Genomic DNA, 25245 nt, shown 5'->3' with positions numbered 1-25245 from the left:
AATTTATACACCAAAAACACACACTACCAAGTCACATTTCTTATACACTTTGGCAGGGGATCCATGGAGTTAACCAACTATTTCTTTACATAGCTGCCAACATAACACCTCGTTTGTAGACGACCTCCTTATCTTAATTTATGGAAAGATTTCTCGTTACTGAGCCTTTTTCCGTTTTGGTGAAACGGGGATGGATGCCCATTTCGGTGTATTATGTTTAATTTTTGAGGTTACCACTGTCATATCATCATCTATGATCCCTTTTGTTCGAATGACCTCTTCTAATATTAAATCAGATATTTCCTGTGGGTCATCTGTCTCCATTTCCTTGATTTTTCGTTTAAGCCAGAACTCGATATTTTCCACATGAGAGGGACCATCGAATACCCCATCACTCATCATTATTAAAATATCCCCTGCCTTTAGCTCCTCGGATACGACATCAACATCGAAATCCTGGATGATACCCATCGGCAGGTTACTTGATTCAATTTTAATGATTTTATCCCCCCTTTTAATGAAACTTGGTATCGAACATATTTTTAAAAACTTAGCCTTTGCATCCTGAAGGTCAATCATTGCCAGATCAAGAGTTGAAAATATTTCATCGGTCGTGCGAAGGGATAATACGGAGTTTACGGATTTAATGGCTATTTTTTCTTCTATTCCCGATTGTAAAAATTTTTGTAGCAGCTTCAAAGTCTCGGTGCTTTCAAAATGGGCCCTTTCCCCATTACCCATCCCATCACTAATGGCTATTGCAAATTTGCCGCAACCAATTTCCATGGTCGTATAACTATCTCCTGAAACAAGCCCTCCCCCCTTGGCAGCATGAGCCACACCCGTTTCGACCGTGAATTTTTTTGCTGACCTAAATATCACCTCACATTGCCCGTTTGGATAAGTTGCACACTCTTCGGAATGTACAACAATCGTTTCTCCTAAAATGTCTGAAAGCATAGGTGCAATCAACTTCTCACATTCCCCTCTGCCTTGGCAGTATGGGACACTCATCTCTATATCAACACCTCCCTGTTCAAGGCTGTATATTTCCACATAACCGATATGCAGGCCAAAATCCTGAATGGCCTCCATAATGGATTCCTCGTGTAAATGATGATTCTTCCTTTCCCTTTGAATTTCTTTCGCGAAATCATCCATCACTGCAGAAACTCCACGTAGTTGGTCCGCCACTAGCTTCCTGCTTTCTTTCACCTGCCTTTTTAATTTTTGGTTTGCTTCAAAGTAAGTAAGTTCCTGAGAAATTGCCCCAATGACCTGCGGCCCACGACTACAGTATTTCCCCCATTCTTTTGAAGTTTTTTGGGGGAGCTGTCCATTATTTTCACTTAATTGAAGCATAATTTCCTGCATACCGTCATAGGTTGTATTAAAGTTTTTAGCCCAGCATTGTTCCTTTTTAAAGCAGATTTGGCACGTTTTTTCAGTTACATTACTTAAAAAATAATCGAACTCTTTCTCATCTTCCTCCAATCTTCCTCGTTCATCTATTTGGGAAAAGCTATTTGAGAGCGCCTCAAATACATGAGAGAATTGTTCCACTCTTTGGGCGGTAACGTCCCTCACTTTCCGGGCATACTGTTGCTGTTCATCCGAGTTCTCTACGGTCCCGGGTATATGCTTTGCTATTTTATTGATTATGGAAGATGGTGTTAAAATAAATAACACCACAGCTATAAGTGATTCATAGAGGGTAACCATAATATTATTAGTTCCCTCTCCGTATAGACCAATTAGTAACGTAGCAATTAACAGGCCTGCCGCAACCCCTATCTTCCTACCCTCCTTCAACAAACCACCGAGCAGGCCTGAAAAAGCGAGGAGGCTCATTTGATAAAGGCTGGCTATACTCGCTAAGCTGAATATTAATCCGGTAACGACACCTACAGTGGAGCCTATGGCGGCCCCTCCCGCCAGCCCGAATAGGAGGACAAGGTACCGTGAAAATATATGATCGAGTGACAAGTCATATATCATCCACCCAATTGTTCCGGTCATCACCGACGCGAGTAGAATGATAATGCTGACGATCTCTTCTGTCTTTAAAGATTGTGACTTTGTCCGTATTGATAGCAGCGGGATGGACTGTATGAAAATTAAAGTTAAAATCATGGCGAGCCCCGCCTCTACTCCTATCATCATCAGGTCGTACAGCTGAATCGTTCGAAACACAAGATATTGCTCGGCCAGGTTTACCAGGAAGAGTGAAGCAAAGACGTACATCGACATCGTCTTAAATTGCCCTTCTACGGCCGGCTTCTTGATTTTATGAAATAAGAGAAGCAGGAACGCCGATGTAAAGATGACTAAACTATTAGAATAGTGAACGGTGAGCCCCCCAGCGATTAAGCCAAACAGTGCGAGTGGAGCTCGGTCACGTCTCATGAGAAAAACGGCTGCGAAAAACGGAAGCCCAAATGGTGCTAACTGCGAAAGAATTAATGCTCGTCCTAATAAAAAACCGATAATGGCTAAAGAGATACCTTTCTTTATAAAGATATCATCTGTTTTCGTTTGCAGCTGTTGGATCCAATTGATGGCTCCCTCCTTTGCTTCTTTTAACTGAACATCCCCAAGAGGTTCCATCATAGGTCTTTCTACTTTTTCCATTTCAACACCCCATTCATATTAGTGATTTTTATTATATAGAGGGCTTAACCATTTTTTTGTCAGAATTTTAAAAGCGCAAATGAAAAACGTTCGACGAAATTCTCCTTGAACAATCATTTGTATACAGGTTTTTATACCTTTTTTTAAAATACAGAAACAGGCGTTCTTTTTTTTAAAAGGAAAAGCAAAGTTTTTAGGTTATTTTTGTGGAAAATAACACGAATATATCTTTAAAAAATGGAAACCGACAATCTTTCTTTTTTTTGTTGACAATCTTTCCTCACGAATGTAAGATATAACTTGTGCTTCAGTAGCACTTACCATTATGGCGGCGTAGCTCAGCTGGCTAGAGCGTACGGTTCATACCCGTGAGGTCGGGGGTTCGATCCCCTCTGCCGCTATCTTTTAATATTAATTTTGGCCCGTTGGTCAAGCGGTTAAGACACCGCCCTTTCACGGCGGTAACACGGGTTCGAATCCCGTACGGGTCATCACATATAAAAAAAGCGCCTCAGCACACTCAATCGAGAAAGTGTACATGAGGTGCTTTTTTTATTGGTATTGATGGCGAATCTAATAAGAGAAACACCTTTATATATATAAAAGAAGACAAGCCAGCAAGCTTGCCTTTATCTACACTATGAATAATTTCACAGGAAAAGTTGCTAATCTATTATTTTCAGCAGCAGTTTTATCCGCGTCTTCCTCCTCGACCTCCCCGTTTTGTTTCGGTGCTACGTTTAAGGGTTGTTAGGCGGTCTTCGCTATCTTTTAAGAATTTAGCCATTTTTTGCTCAAAGTTTTCCTTGGGTTGGAAACTACTACCTTTTGAGCGGAAGTCTTTGGAACGGCTGTCGTTCCCTCTTCCTTGGCGCGGACGTGGTGTGTATGCAGGTTTTTGCTCGCCTTCAGGACGGTCTATTGCTTTTTTAATGGACAAGCCAATTTTGCCATCTTTCACATTGATGACTTTCACTTCAACTGTATCGCCCACTTTTAAGTGATCGTTAATATCTTTGACATAGTTATCTGCTACTTCACTGATATGGACAAGACCTGTTGAACCTTGAGGGAGCTCTACAAATGCACCAAAATTAGTTATGCCTGTTACTTTACCTTGTAACTTGCTGCCTACTTCGATTGACATAAAAAAAATGTTCCTCCTTAGAAATGTTAAAAATCTCTTCACACTATATTATAACGAAAGTAAAAAAACAGTGTCAATATTAGTCACTATCTTCCTTTGCTTTTGGAAGATTAAAAATGATTTCACCATTGTCCGATAAGAAATAATCTCGTCTTGCTATTTTAGCAATATAGTCATCATCATTGAGTTTTACAATTTCTTCTTTAAGAAGGGTTTCACCTTTTTCCAATTTAGCTAACTTTACTTCTAATTTTTCTTTCTGCTGTACTTTTTCATCTAGTGCAACATTTTGCGTAATGAGGGTGGAAACAGCCAAAATCAAAAAGATAGCGGCGAAAACTGAATACAGTGTTAATCTACGCATAAGACCACGCTTCTTTTTTTCAACAGTTTGTACTTTTTTCTCTTGTAGAGCGACGTAGGGATTTTCTATTTTTGCCACTTTCCTCTTCCGAAGGCTACTCATGTTTTATCACTCCTCATTTCTTTTTAGTTCTCCATCTAATTACCATGCTAACTATAGAATTCTTTATTTTCAATAAAATCCCTTTTCCTTTATTATAAAACTTCCCGACGTTTTTTGTAACAAAAACCGGCAATAAATTCCATATCCTTGTTAGTATCCATTTTAAAGGTTTCCAGAAAACATTTAAAATAAAGAGAATTATTTTCCCTATCCATTTTAAAAGGACTAAAACAAATCTGCCCATACCTATGATGATGGAAATTGCAGTAACTATTACCCATTTTATCGGAAGAAATATCAGCATTTGAACCGATTTAGTTAAAAATCTGACCACCTTTATTACCAGTAAAATCAAAAACTCTAAAAAGCGTTGATAGACTCCTTTAAAAAGTGCTTGATATGCTGAAAAACCGCATAATAAGGCCAAAAATAAATATAGGCGAAACTCTCCTTCATTCACTAAAAACAAAACATAAAAAATAAGGAGACCCTGAATAATCCAGAAAAGAAAATCATGGAGGAAGACAATCCACCTCTTCCTTACTGAACGCTTCAGGAACCGGTTATACGTATCGAGGGCAGCTCCAAAACAACTGCCCATGCCTATCATCGCAAGCAACGTATAAAATTGGATCGTTAAGGTCATTTGAACAGCTTGCCAAAGAAGCCTTTAGCTTTCTCCCCGGATTGCTCATCTAAATATACAAGGTCAAAAATCTTCCCCTTGATTGAAACAATCCCTTTATCTACGTCTAAATTCTTCATTTGCAAGTTCTGACCACGTATAGATAAGAAGCCCATTGACGTTTCAAGCAAAAATTCTTCATTATCAAAGCTTTCCACTTGTTTTACTCCGGTAATATCCAATAAACGGCGGCCTTTCATCGTTACATCATGCTCTTGGATTGTTCCCTTTGTGTAACCAGCATTCGGATCAATATATTGGCTCATTTTTCATCCCTCACAGTACCACTGATTTTGTACAAGTGTATGTCCGTAAGAGGGAAATTAGAACAAAGCCTGTCCTTACTCCTCTGCTAGCTTTTCTTCTTTTACGATTGTATACATATCGGCAGCAGCTTCTTTTTTCGTCGTTTCTTGAATTTTGTCAACGCGTACCGTGACTAGCTTTTGACCAAAACGTACGGTTAATTCATCACCATCTTTTACATTCGAGCTTGCTTTAGCCTGTTGGCCGTTAATTGTAATTCTCCCTTTATCCGCTACTTCTTTAGCAAGAGTGCGGCGCTTAATCAACCTTGATACTTTTAAGAATTTATCTAATCTCATCGACATTCAATTCTCTCCTTTAATTAAAGTCCTTTAGCTTTTGCCTCATCCCAATATGAATCCAGTTCTTCTAATGTATAATCAGCAAACTTCTTGTCTTCCCTTTGAATACGCTCTTCGATATATGTAAAACGCTGGTGAAACTTCTGGTTTGCTTTATAGACAGCTTCTTCTGCTTGTATGTCATAATAGCGCGAAATGTTGACAATCGCAAAAAAGAGGTCTCCCAATTCGGATTTGATCCGGTCGATATCCGGATTCGGGTTCAGTATCTCATCTTCAAGTTCCTGCACTTCTTCTTTAACCTTTTTCCACGCTTCGGAAACCTCATCCCAGTCAAATCCGACCTTCGCAGCCCTTTTTTGATACTCCTCAGCACGAAGTAAGTTTGGCAGCGATTTTTCTATACCATCTAGAATGGATTGTGGAACATTTTTCTCGCTTCCTTTTTCTTCTTCCTTGATTTTCTGCCAGTTCACTAAAACATCTTCTTCACCGGTCACTTCTATATCTCCAAACACATGAGGGTGGCGTCGAACCATTTTTGCTGTAATTCCTTCGATCACATCATCTATTGTGAACATGCCCTCATCCTCTCCGATTTGCGCATGAAGCATCACTTGAAGGAGTACGTCCCCTAGTTCACCAATCATGCCCTCATCGTCCTCGGCATCAATGGAATCAATAAGTTCGTATGCCTCTTCTATTAGATATTTCTTCAAGCTTTGATGAGTTTGTTTCTTATCCCAAGGACATCCGTCAGGTCCCCTCAGTTCCGCGATGATCTGTCGCAACTTAGAAAATTCACGATACTGTAATGCATCTTCTTTAACGGGTGGCACATAGACACTCGTTAAGTTACTTAACTCCATTTGGCGGTCCAGTTCATAAAGTGCACATTTTGTTACTTTTTCCTGGCTACTGCCTGCCGCTGTAACGATATATACCTCGTAGTCATCTGGAAGCTTTTCCATCAAAGTCAACTTCACATTGGAAGCACTGAACGCGTCATACACCTGCCCGATTATCATATGCTGTCTAATATGCAGGTCATCTGGTGAAAGAGCAGTTCCATCTAGAAGCTGAAATCCTTCAATTGGGTCAATTTGAACGGCCTGAAATAACGGGTCAAGAAAACTTTGTCCTCCCTCAAGCTTAATAGCAATGCCTCTAGCTGGACCTTTCTCTAGCAAGAGTTGGACTGTTTTTTCTGCAACCATTGGATGCCCTGGAACCGCGTACAGAACAGAACTATTTACAGCTTCTTGTAATAATGCTTCTGAAATTTCTTCGTATACCTCTTCAAATTGATCGTGTTTTTCATATACCTTGTCAAAAGCAGTGAACTTAATTCCTTCAATTGTTAAATCTCTGATCACCGGATGATCTATCGTCCGGACGAAGCATTCTTTTGTCTTTGTTAATTTTTTATAAATCCCAAATGGAAGCTGGTCTAAATCGCCTGCCCCGAGTCCTATTATAGTAATCTCATTCATGATTTCATTTACTCCTATTCGTTATGATAAATCGTTTAAGCTTTGACCCTACAGGTATAAAGGAGAGTTCTTCCTGACTAAATAAACCTGCCCGAATGACTGCCATAACAAAAACAACTGCACCAATTCCCACACCAATCAATGCCTGAATTGTAGCTAACAGTCGGCTTTCATCTGGCAACACCACCTGAAATACGGTGTTGAATAACAGAACTGATGTACCCATGTAGACCGTACTCTTTAAAATTATAAACAGCTGCTTCTTTTCAATTAAAGGTTTTTTTATATGTACTTTCAATACTATATAAAACAATACAGTCATAATTATAAAGGCAAGTACTGTTGCTGAGGCTGCCCCTGCAATTTTGTAACGGGGCACAAGAACAAGGTTCAACGTCCATTTGCTGCACACCCCTACAATCGTAATGATCACCGGGGCAATCGAATACCCTAAACTTTGAATAACTGCCGCTTTCGCCATAATGAGCGATGTAAATAATATCGATAAGGAGAAAATTGCTAAAGTAATTGTCCCCTTATCGTCAGTAAACAGCATATAATTGACCGGTTTCATTGTTACTACCAACCCGATAGCGGCCGCCATTCCAATAGTCGCACTTACACGCAGTGCTAATTTTATCTTATTAAGCAATTCCTGTTTATTTCTCCTCTGAACGAATCCAGCAATAACTGGTACAAGTGCCAATGCAAAAGAGTTCGCCACGACTGTCCCTAGCTGTAGTAAGGGCTGTCCACGGTCATAAACCCCTTTCCATTCTTTTGCTTCTATTTCTCCCATCCCCGTTTCCCTTAATAGAGAATACAGGTGCAGTGAATCAACGAACTGAAACAAGATTAGAATAAGGCCCGTGATGCAAAAAGCCAAACCTTGGAAGATCAAAGCTTTGGAAATCCTGATGAAAATTGACGGTTTGATTTTCATTTGGGAAAAAAGCTTCCATTCTTCTCTTAAGAAAACGAAAACAAAAAGCAGTACCAGTCCTGTTATGCCACCCGTAATCGAACCAAAGACTGCTCCCTTACCGACATCATAATCAGAGTAATCCCAATACACCAATAGAGTAGACAACACCAGTATTGTTAAAACCCGGATACATTGTTCAGCGACCTGCGAACTTGCTGTAGGAATCATGTCGTTTATTCCTTGGAAGTAGCCCCTTAAAACAGAAGAAAACGGCATTAATAAATAGGAAAAAGCAATGATTCTCAGCAGACCTGATAGTTGAGGATCTTTCATCATCCCGGCAATCCATTCTGCCCCTAGGAACAGTGCAATAAACATGATAATCCCTAACGAACATAAGACGACAAACGAGGTCAATAAAATATCTTTAACCGCAAAACTATTTTTAGAAGACTCCCGTTCTGCAATTAGTTTAGATATGACAACCGGGAAGCCTAGTGTAGAGAGCGTTAAAGCAACCCCATAAAACGGATATACCTGCTGATAGATATAAAACCCGATATCTCCAGCTATGTTTTGATAAGGAATGCGATAGGCCGCACTCAAAATCTTTACGATAATCGCGGCTGCACTTAGGATTAACGCACCCCTGAAAAGTTCTTTTGAAGTTTTGTAAGGCTTTGCAGCCATTTTTTTTCCCCTTTTCACTCATATGTGGTAGTAATTATAGCATAATTGAGTGGTTGTTTTTCATAGGTTATCCATACTGTTAATGATTTTCCAATTTCCACAAAGAGGCTTGGGCCTCCCCGCTTTAAATGTTCCTCTATATTTTTTTGTCTTTATTAAAAGACAAAAAGGACAGCGATTGCTGCCCTTTTTACATCCAAAAATATAATGGCATGTCCTAACCTATTGTTCCATTTGTCTAGCTAGGAAACTTGCTGCTGTTTCAACCGATTTCTGTTCCACTTCACCTAATGTTCCTTCTTTAGAGAAAATCAAGACGGCACCAATCGGGTCACCACTCGCAATGATCGGAGCTGCTGTATATGATTGAATCTCTTCATCATTCGAATCCACGAAGGAAATCTGTCCATTTGGAGATTCCAGAACGGGATTTCTTTCTTCCATAATTTTTTCTACTAGTTCACTAACACTTTTATTTAAGTATTCTTTTTTAGATCCACCTGCCACTGCAATGTAAGTATCCCGGTCACAGATCATAACTGGGTTTCCAAGGCTATCATAAAGTGCTTCTGCATATTCTCTTGCAAAATCGCCTAATTCACTAATAGGAGAGTATTTCTTTAAGATGACTTCTCCATCTCTGTCCACAAAAATCTCTAATGGATCACCTTCACGAATGCGGAGAGTCCTTCGAATTTCTTTCGGGATGACAACTCTTCCTAAATCATCAATTCGGCGAACGATACCAGTTGCTTTCATCTAATGTTGCCTCACTTTCCTCTAATTGATTTGATAAATCCTCTTTTCGTAGCAAAATCAACACCAGCTATTGTACTTAGTATTTTTCTAATGGTAAGTTCTATGCACTTTGAAAAAATTTTTCTTTTTGATACACCTTTTTACCATAACATCTTAAAAACAGACAACTTCAAAAAGACAATCATTTTCTTTAATTTTTTGTTGCTTGAATTTCTTTTTTTACATGTTGTAAGCCTTTAGCCATCTCAAAGAGGATGTCTAACCACTTGCTTTGTTCTACACCTTTAATGTGTAAAACAAGCTTCATTCGATTGCCATCCATACCAAAGCCAACCATACGGCCGTACTTTGATCCTAGCTCAAATACCTTTTGTCCATCTACGCCGCTACTTACTTTTTCCCTGAGAAGAATGCTGATTTCCTGCTTCAATTGCTTAATGCTTTCAATTCCAGCTTTTTCAGCATACACCTTCATTTCAGCAATTAGAAATAAATAGGCGACTTCATCAGGATATTCACCGAATCGATCGAGCATTTCATCTTGTAATTCTTCCACTTCTTCTAGAGAAGTAATGCCTCTGAATCTTTTATACATTTCGATTTTCTGATGTCCATCCGCTATGTAGGCATCAGGGATATACGCATCTACTTCAACGTCAATTTCAAGTGAAGACTTTTCTTCAACTGGTTGATCATTACGTTTCGCCTCTACAGCTTCTTTCAGCATTTGAGAGTACAAATCAAAACCGACTGAATCGATGAAGCCATGTTGTTGAGCACCTAGTATATTCCCAGCTCCCCTGATGGATAAATCACGCATCGCAATTTTGAACCCTGATCCCAATTCTGTAAATTCCTTAATGGATTGGAGACGTTTTTCTGCTACTTCCGTCAAAACTTTATCTTTTCTGTAAGTAAAGAATGCATATGCTACCCGATTGGATCGCCCAACACGACCACGCAGCTGATAAAGTTGGGAAAGTCCCATTCTATCTGCTTCATTCACAATAAGTGTATTGACATTTGGAATATCCACACCGGTCTCTATAATAGTTGTACTTACTAAAACATCGTATTCGCCTTCTAAAAATCCAAACATAACAGCTTCTAGTTCCTGCTCAGACATTTGCCCATGTGCATATGTGACGCGGGCATCTGGCACCAACATGGAAATTTCTTCTGCTTTTCTTGCTATATCTTCTACCCGATTATAGAGAAAATAAACCTGACCATCCCTTGCCAATTCTCGCTCAATTGCTTCTGTTACCAGCGAGCCATTATACTCCATTACATACGTTTGGATTGGGAAACGGTTCTCTGGAGGTGTTTCGATGACAGACAAATCCCGCACGCCAAGCATGGACATATGGAGAGTCCTTGGAATTGGCGTCGCTGTCAAAGTCAATACATCGACATTGGTTTTTAAGCGTTTGATTTTTTCCTTATGCGTTACGCCAAACCGCTGCTCTTCATCAATAATAAGCAAGCCTAAGTCTCGATACACAATATCTTTGGATAAAATTCTGTGCGTACCCACAACGATATCCACCGTTCCAGCTTTTAATCCCTTTATCGTTTCCGTTTGCTGCTTTTTCGTCCGAAAACGACTCATAAGCCCAATCGAAATAGGATAGTCCTGAAAACGCTCTCTCAATGTTTCAAAATGCTGTTGGGCAAGGATAGTGGTTGGAACGAGAAAAGCAACCTGCTTGCCATCCATAATAGCTTTAAAAGCAGCGCGAATAGCTACCTCTGTCTTCCCATAACCAACATCACCACATAATAAACGATCCATTGGCCTTTCACGTTCCATATCTTTTTTAATCTCTACAATAGAACGCAGTTGATCTTCTGTTTCGTTATAGGCGAATGATGTTTCAAATTCCCTCTGCATATCCCCATCAGGTGAAAAGGCATAACCCTTTGCCGCTTCCCTTTCTGCATACAGCTTGATTAAATCATCCGCAATATTCTCAACAGATGATTGAACCTTGCTTTTAACACGTTTCCATTCCGTCCCGCCTAATTTGTAAAGCTTCGGCTCCTTGCCTTCGGAACCGACATATTTTTGGACAAGATCAATTTGGTCAACTGGTACATACAGCTTGTCATCCGCCTGATACCGGATATGTAGATAATCCTTATGAACTCCATTGATGGTTAGCGTTTCAATCCCCAAATATTTCCCGATACCATGGTTAACATGAACGACATGGTCACCGATTTTCAGTTCGGAATAACTCTTTATTCGTTCCGCATTCGATAGTTTCTGCCTGCGAATTGATTTTTTAGATTTCTTATTAAATAATTCCGTTTCCGTAATAATACTAAATTTTTGCATAGGTAATTCAAAGCCACTGTTAAGGCTGCCGCGTAAAATCTGTACTTTCCCCGGAAGAATACTGTTCGCATCAAAAAGCTCTGCCGCTTCAATATCATAATCCTCTAAAACCGAATGCAGCTTTTTCACCCGTTCATCATCCTGGCCTAGTATAACGACTGTATACTTTCCTTTTTTCCAACGTTCCAGTTCAGTTTTAAACACGTTCATCTGTCCGTGGAAATTTTGCATTTGTTTACTGGCAAAATTCAGGATATTCTGAGGATTTGTATGCGGTACATGCCTTAAAAATAATGAAAGATACACAAACGGCCTGTTTGATTTCATAATTAATTCATGCATGGGATGAGCCAATTTAATATCATGGATAATCTGCCCTTGACTTAAAAGGTCGGTATACCATCCTGCCTCTTCCTTTTCCAAAGAATCATTGATTTCCTGGATTCTACTGATTTCATCTAAGAAAACTAAGCCATTTACAGGTAAATAGTCTATTAAACTAGCTGGTTCCTCATAAGCTAAACTTAAGTATTTAAAGATTTGGTCGGGCTTATTCCCCATTTTCAGCTGTTCAAGTTCAGAGCTGATCGTTTGAACCAATTGTTCCTTTGTTTTTTCATCTTTAAGCTTTTTCAAACTTTTACTTAATCCGCTTTCGAGTTTCGATATAATTCTTTCAATGTGCCTTTCTTCTAGCAAGGCCTCACTAACCGGACCGATTGTCACTTTTTGGAGCTTCTCAATTGATCGCTGATCTTCCGTAGAAAAGGTTCTAATGGAATCTATTTCTGTATCAAATAACTCAATTCGCATTGGATTAGGTTCCGTAATCGGATATATATCGATGATACCGCCCCGAATGCTGAATTCTCCTGGAGAGGCAACCATTTCCGCCCGGTTATAGCCCATTGCAATAAATTTATTAAGCGTTGGGTCAAGTTCAATTTCTTCACCTAGTTTAAATGTAAGCTGATGCCTCTTCCAAATATCCTTTGGAGGAAGCACACGGCGAACCCCAGGAATAGGCGCAATGACAATCCCTTTCTTTCCCTCCGTCCAAAAATTCAATGCCTCTACACGTTGGGCTCTTAATTCAGGACTGGCTACACTCAAATCAGCAGCAATTAACTCATTGGCGGGATAAATATATAGTTCATCCTCTGGGATAAAACTGGATAAATCCTCATGGAATTTTTGTGCTTGCAATAAATTATGGGTTACTAATAAAATCGGCCTCTTCGTCTTTTCATATACGGCCGCCAGCAGAAGTGATCTCGAAGAACCTGTTAGACCAGATACTATTTGTTCCTTAAGTCCCTCATCAATGCCGGCTATTAACGAATGAACATCATCTTGTTTGGAGAATAAGTTTTGCAATCCATTCACAATCTGTCCCTCCTCTCTTAACGTGCGAAAACCGTTTCAAGTCCTTGTATTTTTAACCCGGCATATTCAGCCAAGGTCTCTCTTTATTAACTGGTTCATTCTCTATCTTCATATCTTTAAAACAAAACAAACGGAAAAATGCTTTGGATTTTGTCCAAAGCCCTCTCCCGCTAATGAATAATATAATCGCTTTCATATAATTCAGGGTTTCTTTGCAGCGATTCATGACAATCTTCACATATCGCCCTCACATGCATATCTCCCTCAGAATCATAAACGATCATCTCTTGACGCTCTTCATCAGTAAGTTGATTAAAACCTAACTGCTCCGTACTCAGTGCGTGTGCCTCGATAGAACCCAGCTTAGTTCCACAATGTCGGCAACGATAATGGAGAGCCATTTGGTAACCCCCTATTTTGTAATAGTGTTAGTATGTACAAAAGTAAGGGGGATTTATTCAGCGAAAGATTTTATTCTTTACTTATATCTACTCTTAGCTTATTGGTTATATTCGTTCATGACCTGTATAAATGGTTTTTCCAACCAAGCTTCACAAGAAGCGGCGCTTTTTACAATCGTAGCCCCTACATGATTCCATTCTTCTTGGGAGAAACGCCCCAATACATAGTCAGGTACTGGAACATGGCCGATTGGGCGACCGATACCTATTCTAATTCGGTTAAAATCTTGTGTACCCAAGTGAGAAATTGTAGATTTTATTCCATTATGACCGCCTGCACTTCCTTTTTGACGAAGACGGATTCTTCCTGGCGGTAAATCGAGGTCATCATATATAATAACCACATCCGCTATTTCCACCTTAAAGAAATGCATAACAGCCGAAATCGATTCACCTGATAAATTCATGTAGGTTAGCGGCTTAAGTAATAAAACCTTTTCTCCCCGTACCATTCCTACACCATAGATTCCCTTATGCTTGGCTTGATCGAGTGAGATCGACCACTTTTTAGATAACTCATCTATTACTTCAAAACCGACGTTATGCCGTGTTTTTTCATATTGTTTACCTGGGTTCCCTAACCCTACAATAATTTTCATGATTCACACTCCGTCATTACCGATATTTAGGGAGTTACGTGTGGACGAAAATTCTAAGATCAGAATGACCCTAGAAAAATAGTACCTCAATTTCAAGCTTACCTGCAAGCGACCGGAGAACTAATTAGAAATAAACTCTATTTAAAGAAATCAATTCCCAATAGTTTTACCAGATGTAAACGGACGCATACAGAAGTAGAAAAGACGTAACTCATTAAGAGCTACGCCTATTATACCATGACTTACTTGTTTAATCCCGGCATCATGACTCTGGTGAAGCCTTAGTCTCCCTGCCTTCTTCATTTTCAGGAATACCGCCATCTTGCTGTTCACCTGTACTAATTTCCTCTTCCTGACGAGGCGCCAATACGGAGGCAACGACTTCTTCACCATCGTTGTTAATTGTAACTTGCTGATTTGTTTGAATGTCAGATATGTAGATTGTATCGCCGACCTGAAGCTCAGTAACATCAACATTAATGGATTCGGGAATATCATTAGGCTTAGCCGTAACCGTTACTTCATGAAGAGACTGCTGTAGAACACCACCGTCTTTCACCCCTTTACAGACACCGGTAAGGTTGATGCGTACTTGTGCCTGTAATTGAGCAGACATATCTACAATTAAAAAGTCAGCATGATAAATGAAATTCTTTATCGGATCCTTTTGATAATCAGAGAGCATGACTTTAAATTCAGTTCCATTCAAGTCAAGAGAAATAATACCATTTCGTCCTATTTCTTTCATTGTTTTTTGAAGTTCAATATTATTGACTGAGATGGCCGTATTGCCGTTTTGATTACCATATACAATAGCAGGGATTTCTCCGCTTTCTCTCAAGTTCCTTAAATTAGAGTGTTTTAAATCCGTACGTTCTTTTGCAGCTAATAAATTACTCATACATCCTCCGCCTTCCTAAAATATTAATTACAGGTTCACTATAATTAACAGTTCCCTAAATAGCGGTGTATTAAACATGAAAGGAATGACAGAAAGCTCTAATATGAACTTAAACGAATGATAAACAAAGAAAAGTATCGAATGGAATTCTTTTTTCCTCACTCATTCAATTACAGACTTTATGCATGAATCGCCTTTTTTTCTACCTGCTCCTCAACTTGCATGACTCTATTAAGAATTTGGCCAGCCAAGGATGAGTAAAGAATATTGTCCTTTTTCCGTGGTCTCGGTAGATTAATTTCCTTATTCATAACCACTTTGCCCTCTTCAATTAATATGACCCGGTCAGCCAGCGTAACCGCTTCTTCCACATCATGTGTAACGAGTAAGGCAGTAAAGTCTCTTTTTCTCCATAATTCTTCAATTAACCTTTGCATCTCGATTCTTGTCAAAGCGTCCAGCGCCCCTAATGGTTCATCCAATAGAAGAATGTCAGGTTCGTTCACCAATGCCCTAGCTAAGGCAACCCTTTGTCTCTGCCCTCCCGATAGAACCGATGGCCATTCATATGCTCGGTCTGCCAGCCCCACCTGCTCTAGTAGCTCTATAGCTTTTGGCTTCCAATCCCCTTTTAAACCAACACCAACATTTTGAAGAATTTTTTTCCAAGGGAAAAGCCTCCCATCCTGAAACATCGTGCGGGATGATCGATTCAGTCCGTTTAATGACTCGCCATCCACCAGTATCTTCCCTTCCGTTGGTTCATCCAGGCCTGCCGCAAGACGTAGTAAGGTACTTTTCCCGCATCCACTCTTGCCGACAATAGCTACGAATTCCCCTTTTTTAAAAGTAAGGTTTATTCCCTTTAAAACTTCAAAACCTCCAAAATCCTTCCTAATATTCTGCAGCTCCAATGAACTTCCACTTTTCATATAAAAGGCCTCCTCATTGGTATGATGGATGCCATTTCAAGCATCTTTTTTCTATTACCTTGGCAAAAACATCTGATATTTTCCCTAATAAAGCATATAAGAGAATACTGAGTACAACGATATCCATTCTCATGAATTCCCTGGCATTCATAGCCATATACCCAATTCCAGAATTGGCGGATATCGTTTCCGCGACTATTAATGTGACCCACATAATTCCAAGCGAAAAGCGGATGCCCACTAAAATGGATGGAAAAGCTGCAGGGAGAATCACGTTCCAGAATAAAGAAAAACCGCTTAACCCATAAACCTTCGCCGCTTCAATTAAACCTTTATCGACCGACTTCACACCATGAAACGTATTTAAATAGATCGGGAATAGAACTCCTAAGGCCACTAGGAATATTTTCGCTTCTTCCTCAATACCAAACCAAAGGATTACGAGCGGAATCAAGGCTAAATGTGGGATGTTTCGCAACATCTGAAGAGAAGTATCGAATAATGTTTCAGCAATGGTTGAAAGCCCATTTAACATACCAAGTACAAAACCAATAATCCCACCAATCAAAAAGCCGATTAAGGCACGCTGGGCACTGATGCCGATATAGTCTATAAGTTCTCCTGTTTTCAATAAAGCAATGCCTGCTTTAAGAACTTCAGTCGGAGCAGGTAATATCCGCTCCGACAGAATGCCCCACAATGACAGCAACTGCCAAGCTACCAGTAGAAAAACAGGTACAAGCCACGTTATGAAAGGGAACTTATTGAACTTTTTGTTTAACTTTTTCTTCATTTTTATTTTCACTTCCTTTTGTAGGGTAGTGGTTGTTGGCTAATATTTCTCCAAATGGACTCGTAGCTTTTGACACGGGACCTTGCAGCTGTTCAACAGGGAGTATAGGGAATAACAGTTCCGCCACTCGATATGCTTCTTCTAAATGAGGATAGCCAGATAAAACAAAGGATTCTACCCCAATTTCCTCATATTCTTTCATTCGTGCAGCAACGTTCTCTGCGCTTCCGACTAATGCTGTACCGGCGCCACCACGCACAAGACCTACACCTGCCCATAGGTTAGGGCTGATTTCAAGGGAATCCCTACTGCCGTTATGAAGTTGGGACATCCTCTTCTGACCAACTGAATCAAACCGCTCGAAAATCTTTTGTGAATTTTCGATCATTTCATCATCTACATATTTAATGAGTTCATCTGCTGCCTGCCAAGCCTCTTCTTCTGTTTCCCTTACAATGACATGCATACGGATACCAAATCGAACTTCGCGGCCGTACTCTGCTGCCTTTTTACGAACTTTTTCAATTTTTTCAGCCACTTGTGCTGGTGGTTCACCCCAAGTTAAATACACATCAATATGCTTTCCTGAAATATCAATGGCCGGGTCAGATGAACCTCCAAAGTATAGTGGAGGGTAAGGTTTTTGTACCGGAGGCAACAGAATATTCCCACCTTCAACCTTCAAGTGCTCCCCTTCAAAATTCACCTGTTCTTCAGACATTTCCGCTCTCCAAATATCCAAAAATTCATCTGTTAACCTATAACGATCCGTATGGTTCAGAAATACACCATCACCAGCCAATTCGACAGGATCTCCTCCAGTTACTACATTGATTAGAAGGCGACCACCCGACAGCCGGTCAAAGGACGCAGCCATCCGGGCTGCCAAGGTCGGTGACATTAAACCCGGACGAATGGCTACTAAAAATTTCATTCTTTCCGTTGCAGATATTAATGAAGATCCCACTACCCAGGCATCTTCACAAGACCGTCCAGTTGGAAGTAATGCTCCTTCAAACCCAAGATGGTCAACTGCCTGAGCAATTTGCTTCAAATAAGGAAGTGTAATAGGTCTCCCACCCTTAGTTGACCCTAAATAACGACTTTCTCCATGTGATGGAATAAACCAAAATACTTTCATTTTTATTTCCCCCTTAATTTTTTTTAACATCTATTGATGCATCGAAAACATTTACTTCGGTTGGAATTAATTTAAGATTGTAAAATGTATCAGCAATTTTTTGTTGGTCGTTCAGAGCCGTTTTTGAAATTTCCTCTAGTCCATATTCTTTTCTTTTTAATGTTTTATCTAATGCCTCAACACTCATCCCAATCTCTGGAGCTAAGAACTCTGCAACATCCTTTGGGTTTTCTTCAATCCACTTATCTACTTTTTTCAATTCCTCTTTAATAATTTTCAAGACTTCTTTATTCTCTGCGAATGTATCCGTTGCCAAAAAGAATTCTCGATTCGCCACTAATCCTTCTCCATCCTGAATCGTTTTTGTTTCAAGTTCTAGTTCCGCTGCAGATAGAAATGGGTCCCATATTACCCAAGCATCAATCTGATTTCCTTCAAAAGCAGCCCTCGCATCAGCCGGTGGCAAGTAGACGGGCTGAATATCGTCAAGAGTAAGATCCGCCTCCTCTAATGCTTTAACTAATAAATAATGAACATTGGACCCTTTATTCAAGCCTACTTTCTTGCCTTTTAAATCTTCCACACTCTTTATAGGCGAATCCTTTTGCACGACTATGGCTTCTCCTGAGGGGTTTGCTGGCTGATTAGCCACATAGACAAGTGGGGCCTTAGCAGCCTGTGCAAATATCGGTGGTGCCTCTCCTGTGTGCCCAAAATCAAGACTTCCAACATTCAAAGCCTCAAGCAGCTGAGGCCCAGCAGGAAATTCAGTCCACTTAACGGTATAACCCACTTCTTTTAAACGTGTTTCCAGCTCTCCTTTTGATTTTAAAATATTTAATGTCCCGAATTTTTGATAGCCGATTCTGATAGTCTTATCACTTTCTTTTGCGTTAGCACTCTTTGTACTGCTTTTTTCCTGCCCACATGCTCCTAATACCAGCATAATGATGCTAAGAATACTCAGTATCCACACATTGCGTTTTTTTTCCATACTATACACCCCTCATAAAACTGATTTGTATAAAATAAAAAGCTCCTTTTCTTCACCAAAAGTACAATAGGTCAAAAAGATGCCTAATGTGAGATGGTAAGTGAAAAGGAGCCTTCGGTAGCCCGATCGGCCATTTAATTTGTGAGCTTTTTTCTTACTCAGAACCAGAAAGAGAGTTTTTTCTTTAGATTCATAAAATATAAATTGAATATGTATACATATTAATATCAGTATTCGCACCTGTCAACTAAGAATTAATTTATTTTCGGAATAATTCAAATATTTTATATAAAAAAACATGGCGGACACTAGGCCCACCATGTTTTCTTTATTTTTTATCAATCAAATAATGTGCTAACAGATTGTTCTTCATGAACACGAATAATTGCTTCCGCAATCAAAGGAGCTACAGAAAGCCCAACAATTTTATCGATTTTCTTGTCTTCAGATAGAACAATCGAATTTGTTACGACCAGTTCCTTGATAGTTGAATTTTGAATCCGTTCGATAGCAGGGCCCGACAGGACTGGGTGTGTACAACAAGCATAGACTGCTTTCGCACCATTCTCTACAAGTGCATTAGCTGCAAGTGTAATAGTACCTGCTGTATCGATGATGTCATCAATCAGGATTGCCGTTTTACCTTCAATATTACCGATGATGTTCATGACTTCAGCCACATTCGGTCTTGGACGACGCTTATCGATAATAGCAATCGGTGCTTTTAAGCGATCTGCCATTTTACGGGCACGCGTTACTCCACCGTGATCCGGAGAAACGATGACAATGTCACTTAGATCTTTTTCTTTGAAGAAATCAGCTAAAATTGGAACTGCAACAAGGTGATCAATTAGAATATCAAAGAAACCTTGGATTTGTGGCGCGTGTAGATCCAATGTGATGACACGATGGGCACCAGCTGTTTCTAAAAGATTCGCTACAAGTTTAGCTGTAATTGGTTCACGAGCACGTGCTTTACGGTCTTGTCGAGCATAACCGTAATAAGGCATTACTATATTGATTGTTTTAGCTGAAGCACGTTTTAGAGCATCGATCATAATTAAAAGTTCCATTAAATTTTCATTGACTGGTTGGCTTGTTGATTGGATTACGTAAACGTCACAACCACGAATACTTTCTTCAATATTAATCTGAACTTCACCGTCACTGAAACTTGTTACGCTACATTTTCCAAGTTCAACACCGATTGCAGCAGCAATTTCTTGAGCTAAATCAAAGTTTGAATTTAAAGAGAATACTTTTAAATTAGGATCTAAATACTGATTTGACATGATGACCTCCGTGGGTTAATTATTAAATTTTAACTTTTTCACATAATCTTCTTTGTTTACTTGACGAGCACGAGCAACAGATAAAGCTTCCTGCGGTACATCTTGAGTGATGGTTGACCCAGCAGCTACATATGCCCCTTTTCCTATCGTTACAGGTGCAACAAGATTAGAATTACAGCCTATAAAAACATCGTCTTCAATCTTCGTCAAATGTTTATTTGTACCGTCATAATTCACGGTAATAGATCCGCAGCCAATATTAACATTCTCTCCAACCTCTGCATCCCCAATATAACTCAAATGAGAGGCTTTGCTTCCTTTACCAAAAACGGTTTTTTTAATTTCGACAAAATTACCGATTTTAACAGAATCCTGAATATCGGATTGAGGTCGAACATGTGCAAAAGGACCGATTTTAACTAAACTTCCAATACTGCTTTCGTGTACAACCGATTGGTGAATTTCAGTTCCATCACCAATTTCACAATCACTAATCTCCGAATTAGGACCAATCAGGCAATCCTGCCCGATAATACTTTTCCCTTTAATCAATGACCCAGGATAAATAACCGTATCCTGCCCAATTTTCACATCAGCTTCAATAAACGTTGTAAGTGGATCGATAATCGTTACACCATTTCTCATATGTGATTCATTGATACGACTCCGTAGAGTTTGCTCAGCCTGCGATAAAGCCACTCGGTCGTTTACACCCAATGTCTCATCAAAATCACTTGATTGAAAGGCTGTCACCGATTCGCCTTCTTCTTTTAAAATTTCAATAACATCCGGCAAATAATATTCACCTTGGACATTATCATTTGAAACTTTTTTCAGCGCGCTAAATAATGCCTGATTATCGAAACAATATGTACCGGTATTTATTTCCTTAACATATCTTTCTTCATCTGATGCATCCTTATGCTCGACGATCTTTTCAACCAGGCCGTTCTCACTGCGAAGAACTCTTCCATAGCCATCCGGATTATCCGCATATGCTGTCAGAATCGTTGCTTTCGCCTTACTTTGCTCATGCAATGTTATAAGCGCTTCCATCGTCTCTGCTTTGATTAACGGTGTATCTCCGCAAATAACAAGGGTAATTCCACTCTTATCGGATAAAACGTCTCCCGCTTGCATTACAGCATGTGCCGTGCCTAATTGCTGCTCTTGTAATGCATACTTGCAAGAATCACCAAGCTGTTCTTGAACTTTTTCAGCTCCATGGCCGATAACTGTTACAATATCTTCTATCTGAAGTTGATTGACTTGATCGATAACATGTTGTACCATTGGTTTTCCGCAAACAGGGTGTAAAACCTTGTAAAGCTTAGATTTCATCCTAGTACCTTGCCCAGCGGCCAAAATTATTGCATAGCGATTACTCATAACAGGCCTCCATTTTCACCTTTTTATCCACTAAAAATATTATCTCAAATAGTGATTCATTTCAAGGTAACAATTAAAAGTACATATTATTGTCAACAGCTAATTCAAGAAAAAGTTCAATTTTCTACCTACTCGCAAACTTTATTTTTGATGTTTTAGTATTTATTAAATCCTTTACATATTAATTATTTGCCTACAAAAATGAGATTTTTTCATTATCCCCTTAATGGCTAGAAGTACACAAATGATATCTCCTCACCCTTTTTAATACGTTCCACTCCTTATGTTAAAGCATTGCTACAATTGCATTTTGCCCTATGTAAACATCATTTAGAAGCACAACCACTGTTGTAAACTTCCATTCCGAATCCGAGTTACCTAGTCATTTCACATTCAGACTTTCACAGGTTACGTTAACATTTTTACAAAATAGTTAAAATGCCTTTTAACTAAAAATAATAAAAAATTTGTGTGTCCAAAAATGTTTAAAAAATAAAAAGAGGGGGTATTTAAATTTTTGAAGATATTAACATAAATAATACAAAATAAGACAATAGTGGAACAAAAAGCGATTAAAGTTGTTAAGTAAAAAAACTATTCTGTTTTGAAACAATAAAAAAGAGCACTACTTATGAAGTAGGCTCTAGATGCACGAATTTTAAATTTAAAGTTCAAAATTAAGAGTGATTAAGAAGCTCCAGCTCCCGCTTCCTCTAATTCAGTTTCAAGTTCTCCTAATCGATGATATTCTGTCAAGACAGCTTCTTGAATTTTCCCGCGTGTAGAGGAATTGATTGGATGTGCGATATCTCGGAATTCTCCATCTGGAGTTCGTTTACTTGGCATTGCTACAAATAAACCATTGTTTCCGTCGATTACACGAATATCATGAACCACAAATTCATTATCCAGTGTAATTGATGCGATAGCTCTCATACGACCATCCGTATTCACACGGCGTAATCTTACGTCAGTTACTTCCATTTAAGCTCACCATCCCTTTTTGTTGTTGTTAAAACTTAAAGTACATATTCAACAAAAAAACGTGAACTCCTTCTATTATCTGTAAGTTTTTTAGAAAATTCAGCCTAGTTTTCAAAAAAAATAAAAATCCCCCTTATATTTCAGGGAAAATGCCCATGACGAATTCCCCCTAAAAGAAGACAAAATAAAAAACGCCCGTTTATTTAACGAGCGCAACCACTTCTATTTCCACTAGTGCATCTTTAGGAAGACGTGCAACCTCTACACAAGAGCGTGCAGGCTTATGACTTGAAAAATATTCCCCGTATACCTCATTAATTGAACTGAAATCGTTCATACTTTTAATAAATACTGTAGCTTTAATGACTGTTTCTAAAGAGGCGCCTGCTTCTTTCAATACAGCCTGAAGATTTTTAAACACTTGATGTGTTTGTTCTTTAACATCTCCTGTTACCATTTCACCAGAAGCAGTAAGAGGAATTTGACCTGAACTGAAAAATAACTTATCTACGATCACGCCTTGTGAATATGGACCAATTGCAGCTGGTGCTTCATTCGTATGTATCGTTTTCATGAAAAATTCCCCCTAATTCTTTTTCGTAAGATAATTGCCACGACTGACATTTATTTTCTTATCTCTTTCAACTACCTGCGTCAATTTAATTAATGAAACATAGTCCTCTACGAGACATTCTTCTGTATGTTCGGATTCCACTAGCACGGCAATTCCGGCAACGGTAGCCTTAAATTCATCCAGCAAGCTGACCATACCATTAATCGTACCTCCAGCTTTCATGAAATCATCAACAATCAATACATTCGAACCCTCTACCAGACTTCTTTTTGAGAGCACCATTGTCTGAATTCTCTTTGATGAGCCAGAAACATAGTTAATACTCACTGTAGAACCTTCTGTTACTTTATTATTTCTTCTTACTATGACAACAGGAACATTCAAATAATTTGCCACTGCGTATGCTAATGATATCCCTTTGGTTGCCATTGTCATGATGACTGAGACATTTTTTTTAGCATACATGGAAGCGATTATTCTGCCAACCTTATTCACCGTTTGCGGATGTCCTAATATGTCGGTCATATACAGATAGCCGCCCGGAAGTAGCCTTTCAGGACTAGCGATTGTATCGCATAGTTCATCTATAAAGGCATTGGCTTCATCTTCCTTGATGGAAACAATATATTTCACTCCACCCGCGGCACCTGGCACGGTCGTTAAAGACCCTATACCGCGTTGTTCAAAGGTATCTTTAATGATTGTTAAATCCTCACTTATCGAAGATTTGGCAGAACTATACCTTTCAGCAAAGTAGGTCAGCGAAACAAGTTCCCCTGGATGTTCTAATAAATAATTTGTCATATCGACTAGCCTCTCGCTGCGACGAAATTTCATTGAAACACCCCCTTTGTAAATTCCGAATATTATATTGCAACTATACCATTAATGTACGTATCTATTCAAGGTCGTTTCGATCACCTAACAAGCGCACTGCATAGACTTGATCACAAAATCCGCGAAGACCATTATAAATTCTTTGCATGCGGGAATCATGTTCCACCAAACCAAAAACGGTCGGACCGCTTCCGCTCATTAAGACAGAATCTGCTCCAAATGTCTTCATTTGATCTTTAATATTCGCAACCTCGGGATATAACTGCAACGTCACTTGCTCAAGTACATTCCCCAAACCTTGGCAAACATCTTGATAGCTGCTTTCCTTAATGGCTGAAATCATACTAGGGACATCAGGATGTTCCATTTTTGCAATTTGCAGCCTTTTGTAAATATCAGCAGTCGATACACCGATTGTCGGTTTAGCTAAAATAACCCAGCATTTTGGCGGTGCAGGAAGATGCGTGATTTTTTCCCCACGGCCCCTAGCCAACGCCGTACCCCCATACACACAAAATGACACATCAGAGCCAATCTCAGCTCCAATTTCCGCAAGCTCATCCATAGAAAGACCAAGCTTCCACAGTCTATTCAAACCTCTTAATGTAGCAGCGGCATCACTGCTTCCACCTGCAAGTCCTGCTGCTACAGGTATATTTTTCTCTATAGTAATAGAAACACCTTTATTAATTCCAAAACGTTCCTTTAGGATAAATGCAGCTTGATAAGCTAAATTCCGATGATCATCCGGAACAAATCGATTATGGGATAGAATCTGAATGTGATTTCCCTTTATTTCTTTTAGTTCAATTCTATCGGCAAGGTCGACTGTCGTCATGATCATTTCTACCTCATGATACCCATCAGGCCGTTTGAAAAGCACATCCAAAGCCAAATTAATCTTAGCCGGGGCTTTTTCCATAAGCTTCAATATGTCCACCTACTTTAACGTTCTTAAAAGTTCTTGTCCTATTTTATCATATTTGTTTATATTCTAAAGGTTTTTTCATCGTAATTTCAATGTATTGAAGTGGAGATTGAACTATAGAGGGGAATAGTCACCTATAGACACTTGGAAGAAGGGATCGCTCCTACTCCACAAAAAGTGTGAATATGCAGCCGATTTGTATTGATCCATGCATAAAAAAACCAGACTCCATATCTACAATGTAAGCATAAATGAATATGACTATACATTGTAGAAAGAGTCTGGCCTT

Annotated in this window: 23 protein-coding genes and 2 tRNA genes; 2 read left to right on the top strand and 23 right to left on the bottom strand. The window is 39.3% G+C overall.

The genetic code is table 11. From position 1 onward, the window contains the following. Positions 1 to 156: 156 nt before the first annotated feature. Complete coding sequence (spoIIE, locus tag RE409_RS00395; RefSeq protein ID WP_201187816.1) at positions 157 to 2631, bottom strand: stage II sporulation protein E; 2475 nt, start codon at positions 2629 to 2631, stop codon at positions 157 to 159. A gap of 327 nt (positions 2632 to 2958) precedes the next feature. On the opposite strand from spoIIE, the gene RE409_RS00390 reads away from it, so the two are divergent. Beyond that, positions 2959 to 3032 (top strand) — tRNA-Met (locus tag RE409_RS00390). 18 nt (positions 3033 to 3050) lie between these two features. After that, positions 3051 to 3122: transfer RNA gene (locus tag RE409_RS00385), tRNA-Glu, on the top strand. 200 nt (positions 3123 to 3322) lie between these two features. Here RE409_RS00385 and RE409_RS00380 read toward each other — a convergent pair. The 22 genes from RE409_RS00380 to ispE form a co-directional block, all read right to left on the bottom strand. After that, positions 3323 to 3778, bottom strand: coding sequence for a S1 domain-containing RNA-binding protein (locus RE409_RS00380; RefSeq protein ID WP_201222463.1), 456 nt, complete (start codon positions 3776 to 3778; stop codon positions 3323 to 3325). Between the two features lie 79 nt (positions 3779 to 3857). Further along, positions 3858 to 4220 carry an FtsB family cell division protein gene (locus RE409_RS00375; protein ID WP_309446321.1) on the bottom strand — a complete coding sequence of 121 codons (363 nt, stop codon included), beginning with the start codon at positions 4218 to 4220 and terminating at the stop codon, positions 3858 to 3860. A gap of 37 nt (positions 4221 to 4257) precedes the next feature. Beyond that, positions 4258 to 4890, bottom strand: a complete 633-nt coding sequence (gene yabQ / locus RE409_RS00370; protein ID WP_053348984.1) for a spore cortex biosynthesis protein YabQ — start codon at positions 4888 to 4890, stop codon at positions 4258 to 4260. After that, positions 4887 to 5195 (bottom strand): sporulation protein YabP, encoded by a 309-nt coding sequence (gene yabP / locus RE409_RS00365; protein ID WP_053348985.1) that lies wholly within the window; start codon positions 5193 to 5195, stop codon positions 4887 to 4889. The genes yabQ and yabP overlap by 4 nt, the downstream gene beginning before the upstream one ends. Positions 5196 to 5270: 75 nt before the next feature. Next, positions 5271 to 5534: an RNA-binding S4 domain-containing protein gene (locus RE409_RS00360; RefSeq protein ID WP_034316386.1), complete on the bottom strand. Its 264-nt coding sequence runs from the start codon at positions 5532 to 5534 to the stop codon at positions 5271 to 5273. A 23-nt stretch (positions 5535 to 5557) separates the two neighbouring features. Beyond that, positions 5558 to 7030, bottom strand: coding sequence for a bifunctional methyltransferase/pyrophosphohydrolase YabN (gene mazG / locus RE409_RS00355; protein ID WP_201222465.1), 1473 nt, complete (start codon positions 7028 to 7030; stop codon positions 5558 to 5560). Positions 7031 to 7034: 4 nt separating this feature from the next. Then, entirely contained in the window at positions 7035 to 8645 is a 1611-nt protein-coding gene (locus RE409_RS00350) for a putative polysaccharide biosynthesis protein (RefSeq protein ID WP_201222467.1), read from the bottom strand. 222 nt (positions 8646 to 8867) lie between these two features. Further along, positions 8868 to 9404, bottom strand: coding sequence for a stage V sporulation protein T (gene spoVT, locus RE409_RS00345; RefSeq protein WP_053348988.1), 537 nt, complete (start codon positions 9402 to 9404; stop codon positions 8868 to 8870). 190 nt (positions 9405 to 9594) lie between these two features. Next, positions 9595 to 13131 (bottom strand): transcription-repair coupling factor, encoded by a 3537-nt coding sequence (gene mfd, locus RE409_RS00340; protein ID WP_201222469.1) that lies wholly within the window; start codon positions 13129 to 13131, stop codon positions 9595 to 9597. Positions 13132 to 13301: 170 nt separating this feature from the next. Next, positions 13302 to 13532: an anti-sigma-F factor Fin gene (locus RE409_RS00335; RefSeq protein ID WP_056525473.1), complete on the bottom strand. Its 231-nt coding sequence runs from the start codon at positions 13530 to 13532 to the stop codon at positions 13302 to 13304. A 98-nt stretch (positions 13533 to 13630) separates the two neighbouring features. Beyond that, positions 13631 to 14191, bottom strand: coding sequence for an aminoacyl-tRNA hydrolase (pth, locus tag RE409_RS00330; RefSeq protein ID WP_309558361.1), 561 nt, complete (start codon positions 14189 to 14191; stop codon positions 13631 to 13633). A 262-nt stretch (positions 14192 to 14453) separates the two neighbouring features. Continuing rightward, complete coding sequence (locus tag RE409_RS00325) at positions 14454 to 15092, bottom strand: 50S ribosomal protein L25/general stress protein Ctc (protein WP_201222471.1); 639 nt, start codon at positions 15090 to 15092, stop codon at positions 14454 to 14456. Positions 15093 to 15271: 179 nt separating this feature from the next. Next, on the bottom strand, positions 15272 to 16024 hold the full coding sequence (locus RE409_RS00320; RefSeq protein ID WP_201187800.1) for an ATP-binding cassette domain-containing protein: 753 nt from the start codon (positions 16022 to 16024) through the stop codon (positions 15272 to 15274). A 13-nt stretch (positions 16025 to 16037) separates the two neighbouring features. Next, positions 16038 to 16817, bottom strand: coding sequence for an aliphatic sulfonate ABC transporter permease SsuC (gene ssuC, locus RE409_RS00315; RefSeq protein ID WP_201187798.1), 780 nt, complete (start codon positions 16815 to 16817; stop codon positions 16038 to 16040). After that, positions 16786 to 17958, bottom strand: coding sequence for an FMNH2-dependent alkanesulfonate monooxygenase (gene ssuD, locus RE409_RS00310; RefSeq protein WP_201222473.1), 1173 nt, complete (start codon positions 17956 to 17958; stop codon positions 16786 to 16788). Before ssuD ends, ssuC begins: the two co-directional genes overlap by 32 nt. Before the next feature lie 13 nt (positions 17959 to 17971). After that, positions 17972 to 18952, bottom strand: coding sequence for a sulfonate ABC transporter substrate-binding protein (locus RE409_RS00305; RefSeq protein ID WP_201187793.1), 981 nt, complete (start codon positions 18950 to 18952; stop codon positions 17972 to 17974). A gap of 338 nt (positions 18953 to 19290) precedes the next feature. Further along, complete coding sequence (locus RE409_RS00300) at positions 19291 to 20244, bottom strand: ribose-phosphate diphosphokinase (protein ID WP_053348997.1); 954 nt, start codon at positions 20242 to 20244, stop codon at positions 19291 to 19293. 15 nt (positions 20245 to 20259) lie between these two features. Beyond that, positions 20260 to 21633, bottom strand: a complete 1374-nt coding sequence (gene glmU / locus RE409_RS00295; protein ID WP_201187791.1) for a bifunctional UDP-N-acetylglucosamine diphosphorylase/glucosamine-1-phosphate N-acetyltransferase GlmU — start codon at positions 21631 to 21633, stop codon at positions 20260 to 20262. A gap of 687 nt (positions 21634 to 22320) precedes the next feature. Beyond that, the gene (gene spoVG, locus RE409_RS00290) at positions 22321 to 22617 is read right to left on the bottom strand and encodes a septation regulator SpoVG (protein ID WP_034316332.1); all 297 of its coding nucleotides are present in this window, start codon (positions 22615 to 22617) and stop codon (positions 22321 to 22323) included. Positions 22618 to 22816: 199 nt separating this feature from the next. Continuing rightward, positions 22817 to 23191 (bottom strand): RidA family protein, encoded by a 375-nt coding sequence (locus RE409_RS00285; protein WP_053348999.1) that lies wholly within the window; start codon positions 23189 to 23191, stop codon positions 22817 to 22819. Positions 23192 to 23203: 12 nt separating this feature from the next. Then, positions 23204 to 24028, bottom strand: a complete 825-nt coding sequence (purR, locus tag RE409_RS00280) for a pur operon repressor (protein ID WP_053349000.1) — start codon at positions 24026 to 24028, stop codon at positions 23204 to 23206. 61 nt (positions 24029 to 24089) lie between these two features. Next, entirely contained in the window at positions 24090 to 24959 is an 870-nt protein-coding gene (gene ispE / locus RE409_RS00275; protein WP_053349001.1) for a 4-(cytidine 5'-diphospho)-2-C-methyl-D-erythritol kinase, read from the bottom strand. Between the last annotated feature and the right edge of the window lie 286 nt (positions 24960 to 25245).

Origin of the sequence: Peribacillus sp. R9-11, assembly GCF_031345095.1 — a bacterium.
Lineage (GTDB): Bacteria > Bacillota > Bacilli > Bacillales > DSM-1321 > Peribacillus > Peribacillus butanolivorans.
This window is presented reverse-complemented; position numbering and strand designations above follow the sequence as displayed.